Genomic DNA, 4,675 nt, shown 5'->3' with positions numbered 1-4,675 from the left:
GCCCCCGGCCTATCGCGACCTGGCCCAGGCCCCCGGCGGCGACCGGGTGACCGCGCTGCTCGCCTTCGCCCTGGCGCAGGAGGCCGGCGACACCCCCGCCGAAGCCCGCCTGCCGCAGCGCCGCGCCGAGGCCGACAAGCTGCTGGGCGACTGGTCCTTCCGCCACCTGCACAACCATGCCGAGACGATCCGCCAGGAGGCCGTGCGCGGCGCCCTGGCCGGGACGCGCTCGCCGCCCGGCTTCGTCACCCTGGTGGTGGCGGGCTTCGTCGGCACGCTGCTGGCCGGCGGGCTGACCTGGGTCGCGCTGGCCGCCGGCTGGCTGCACCGCCTGCCCGGGCTGGGCTGACCGCCATGGCCCTCGCCCCGCGCCAGGCCATGCCCGGCCAGCAGGAACCGACGCCGCTGTCGCGCGCCATCAGCGCCTGCCGCCGCGAGTTCATCGCCGTCGGGTTGTTCAGCGGCATGGTCAACCTGCTGCAGCTGACCGTCTCGCTGTACATGATGCAGGTCTTCGACCGGGTGCTGGCCACCCGCAGCCTGGACACCCTGCTGTTCCTGACCCTGATCGCCGTGTCGGCGCTCGCCCTGCTGGCGGTGCTGGAAGCGGTGCGTGGCCGTGTCATGCAGCGCTGCGCCGCCTGGATCGAGGCGCGCGTCGCCCCCGAGGGCTTCGAGCGCGGGCTGGAATCCCAGCTGCGCGGCCGCCCCTACCGGATGGAGGCGCTGCGCGACCTGGGCTTCTGCCGCTCCTGGCTGGCCTCGCCCGGGGCGCTGGCCGTCTATGACGTGCCCTGGGTGCCGATCTACCTGGCCGCGATCTTCCTGCTGCATCCCGTCATGGGCCTGATCGCCCTCGGCGGCGCGGTGCTGCTGTTCATCCTGACGCTGCTGAACGAGGTCACCACCTCGAACCTGCTGAAGAAGGCCAATACCTCGGCCATGGCCGGCCAGCGCCGCGTCGATGCGCTCAGCCGCAACGCCGAGGTCATCGACAGCATGGGCATGATGCCCGCCGTGATGCGCCGCTGGCGCGCCGGCGTCGCCGAGACCGTCGCCCCGCAGGAGCAGGCCGCCGACCGGGCGGCGATCCTGCTGTCGCTGACGAAATTCTTCCGCCTGGCCGTGCAGCTCGCCATCCTCGGCGTCGGCGCCTATCTCGTGCTGCAGCAGCAGCTGACCTCGGGCGCCTCGATCGCCGGCTCGATCATCATGGGCCGGGCGCTGGCCCCGGTGGAGCAGCTGATCGGCGGCTGGAAGGGGCTGGTCCAGGCCCGCCAGGCGCTGCAGCGCCTGTCCACCTTCCTGGCCATGCCGCGGCTGCGCCCGCCCGGCCTGCCGCTGCCCGACCCCACCGGCAAGCTCGCCGCCGAGCGCGTCACCTTCGGCCTGCCCGGCCAGAACGTGCCGATCATCAAGGGCGTCAGCTTCGCGCTGACCGCCGGCGAGAGCCTGGCGATCATCGGCCCCTCGGCCGCCGGCAAGACCACGCTGATCCGGCTGCTGATCGGCACGCTGGCGCCCTCCGCCGGCTCGGTCCGCCTCGACGGCGCCGATGTCTACACCTGGAAGCGCGAGGATTTCGGCCGTCATGTCGGCTACCTGCCGCAGGATGTCGAGCTGTTCGACGGCACGGTCTTCGCCAATATCGCCCGCATGGGCGACGCCTCGCCGGAGGATGTTTTCGCCGCCGCCAAGCTGGCCGGCTGCCATGACATGATCCTGCGCCTGCCCGCCGGCTACGACACCGAGATCGGCGATGGCGGCCAGCACCTGTCGGGCGGCCAGCGGCAGATGCTGGGCCTGGCCCGCGCGCTGTTCGGCCAGCCCAAGCTGGTGGTGCTCGACGAGCCCAATTCCAACCTGGACGGCGACAGCGAGGCGGCGCTGCAGAAGGCGCTGGACGGGCTGAAGGCCAATGGCTGCACCGTGGTGCTGGTCTCCCACCGGCCGCAGCTGGTGCAGAATGTCGACAAGGTGCTGCTGCTCAAGGACGGCGCCGTCGAGATGTTCGGCCCCCGTGCCGAGGTGCTGAAGCGCCTGATGGGCCCGCGCCCGGCGGAAATCCCGGCGGCCCAGCCCACGCCCCGTCTCGCCAGCCAGCCCGGAGGTGCCGCATGAGCATCACCACGACGCCCCAGGGCGGTGCCCTCGACCGCCCGATCACCGCGCTGCCGCCGGTCGCCCCCGACCTGGCGCCCGAGGCCTCGCGCCCGCGCACCCGCGGCACGCTGCTCTTCGGCCTGGCGGCGACGGCGCTGTTCGTCGGCGGCTTCGCGGCCTGGTCCTTCACCGTGCCGCTGGCCGAGGCGGCGATCGCCCCCGGCCAGATCCGCTCCGAGGGCAGCAGGCGGACCATCCAGCACCTGGAAGGCGGCATCGTGCGCGAGATCATGGCGCGCGACGGCGACCGGGTGAAGGCCGGCCAGGTGCTGATGCGGCTCGACGAGGTGCAGTCCGGCAGCAGCTTCGAGGCGCTGCAGGCGCAGCACTGGGCGCTGAAGGCCTCCGAGGCGCGGCTGGTCGCCGAGGCCGCCGGCGCCGCCGACATCCGCTTCCCGGCCGAGATGCTGGCCAGCAGCGATGTCCGGGTGCAGGAGATCATGACCGGCCAGCGCACCCTCTTCGCCGCCCGGCAGACCAACCTGCAGAGCTCGCTGATGGTGCTGGAGGCGCGCATCGCCCAGCACGAGGCCGCCGCCAGCTCCGCCCATGGCCAGATCGACAGCCAGCGCCGCCAGCTTGACCTGATCAAGCGCGAGGAGGCCAGCGTCGTCGACCTGGTCCGCCAGGGGCTGGAGCGCATGCCGCGGCTGCTCTCCCTGCAGCGCAACGTCGCCTCGCTCGAGGGCAACATGGTCGACCTCAACGGCCAGGTGGAGCGCTCCCGCGCCTCGGCCGAGGAGGCGCGCAACCAGATGCGCCAGACCCGCGACCAGCGCCTGTCGGAGATTTCCACCGAGGCGCGCGAGAACAGCACCCGGCTGAACGAGACCGCCGAGAAGCTGCGCGCCGCCCGCGACATCGCCACCCGGCGGGAGATCCTCGCGCCCGAGGACGGTGTCATCCTGGGCAGCAAGTTCTTCAACATCGGCGCCGTGGTCCGCCCCGGCGAGCCGGTGATGGAGCTGGTGCCCTCCACCGACCGGCTGGTGGCCGAGGTGCAGCTGTCGCCCAACGACATCGACGTGGTCTATCCCGGCCTGCTGGCCGAGGTGCGGCTGCCCGCCTTCAAGCAGCGGCTGGTGCCCTTCCTGGACGGCAAGGTCACCTTCGTGGCCAGCGACGTCACCACCGACGAGCGGACGCGGGCCAGCCACTACCGCGTGCAGATCGTCATCGACCAGGACCAGATCAGCCGCCTGGACCATGTCGAGCTGCGGCCGGGCATGCCGGTCGAGGCGCAGATCCAGACCGGCAGCCGCTCCTTCTTCCGCTACATGATGCAGCCGGTGCTCGACAGCTTCCACCGCGCCTTCCGCGAGCAGTGACTTTCTTCACCTCCCTGGGCTGAGGAAATTTGCCTGGGAGGCGCGGAGCGGCCAGGATGGCCCCCTTGAGGGGGCTGCCCTGGTCCCCTCCGAGGAGAATCCCGCCCGATGCCCGACCAGCCCGTGCTCTTCGCCGACGGCATCCTGGAAGCCAGCGTGAATTACGGCGTCACCCGGATCGGCCTGGCGCAGACCGGCGCCGACGGCAAGCCGGTGGCCTGCGGCCAGCTGATGATTCCCGTGGTGCAGCTGCCGGCCTTCGCCAATGGCCTGCTGACCCTGCTGAAGCAGATCGACGCCAAGGTGAAGCAGGCGCAGCAGAGCAATGCCGCGACCGACGTCAAGCCGGAGCCCGAGGCGGTCCCCGGCTCCTTCCGCTTCTCCGGCTGAGCCTTGGCTGGCCTGGCTGAGGGCGCCCGCCGCGCCCTGCTGGCGGGGCTGGCGCTGCTCGGCGCCGCCACCGCCGCGCTCGCCGCCGATCCGCCACGGGCCTCGCCCTGGGCGGCGGCGCGCGCCCCCTCGCCCGGCGCGCCGCATGTGGTGGGCGGCCATGGGCTGGGCTGCATCGGTGGCGCCGAGGCCATGCCCGATTCAGGCCCCGGCTTCCAGATGGTCCGCCTGTCGCGCAACCGCTTCTGGGGCCATCCGGCGCTGACCGCCTATCTGCGCGACCTCGGCCAGCGGGCCCAGGCGGTGGGGCTGCCCACGCTCTGGTACGGCGACCTCGGCCAGCCGCGCGGCGGGCCGATGCCCTGGGGCCATTCCAGCCACCAGATCGGGCTGGATGCCGATATCTGGTTCGACCTGCGCCCGAAGCCCGCCCTGACCCCGGCGCAGCGCGAGCAGGTCCCGGTCGCCTCCCTGGTCCGCGCCGACGGGATGGACATCGACCCGGCGCAGTTCACCCGCGCCCATGTCGCGCTGCTGCGCCTGGCCGCCGAGCATCCCGGCATCGACCGCCTCTTCGTCAATCCGGCGATCAAGCAGGCGATCTGCCGGCAGCAGCCCGAGGCCGCCTGGCTGCGCAAGCTGCGGCCCTGGCGCGGCCATGACGAGCATTTCCACATCCGCCTGCGCTGCCCGCCCGGCCAGGGCGATTGCCAGGACCAGGCGCCGGTGCCGGCCGGCAATGGCTGCGACGCCAGCCTGGACTGGTGGTTCTCGGCCGAGGCGCGGCAGCCGCC

At 72.7% G+C, this 4,675-nt stretch carries 5 protein-coding genes; all 5 read left to right on the top strand.

Annotation, left to right across the window (positions count from 1 at the left end; genetic code table 11):
• Positions 1–349: hypothetical protein (locus GVN67_RS28170; RefSeq protein ID WP_160000621.1), on the top strand; the 349-nt coding region annotated here is incomplete at its 5' end.
• A gap of 5 nt (positions 350–354) precedes the next feature.
• A complete protein-coding gene (locus GVN67_RS28165; protein WP_160000620.1) occupies positions 355–2,121 on the top strand; it encodes a type I secretion system permease/ATPase in 1,767 nt (588 codons plus the stop codon).
• Positions 2,118–3,491: an HlyD family type I secretion periplasmic adaptor subunit gene (locus GVN67_RS28160; protein ID WP_160000619.1), complete on the top strand. Its 1,374-nt coding sequence runs from the start codon at positions 2,118–2,120 to the stop codon at positions 3,489–3,491. The genes GVN67_RS28165 and GVN67_RS28160 overlap by 4 nt, the downstream gene beginning before the upstream one ends.
• Positions 3,492–3,599: 108 nt before the next feature.
• Entirely contained in the window at positions 3,600–3,881 is a 282-nt protein-coding gene (locus GVN67_RS28155; RefSeq protein WP_160000618.1) for a hypothetical protein, read from the top strand.
• A 3-nt stretch (positions 3,882–3,884) separates the two neighbouring features.
• Positions 3,885–4,675, top strand: a 791-nt coding sequence (mepA, locus tag GVN67_RS28150; RefSeq protein WP_235035593.1) for a penicillin-insensitive murein endopeptidase, incomplete at its 3' end; no start/stop codon positions are given.

Source organism: Roseomonas sp. 18066 (assembly GCF_902706185.1).
Taxonomy (GTDB): Bacteria; Pseudomonadota; Alphaproteobacteria; order Acetobacterales; family Acetobacteraceae; genus Pseudoroseomonas.
The sequence above is the reverse complement of the archived record's forward strand: the minus strand, read 5'-3'. Positions and strand labels throughout refer to the sequence as shown.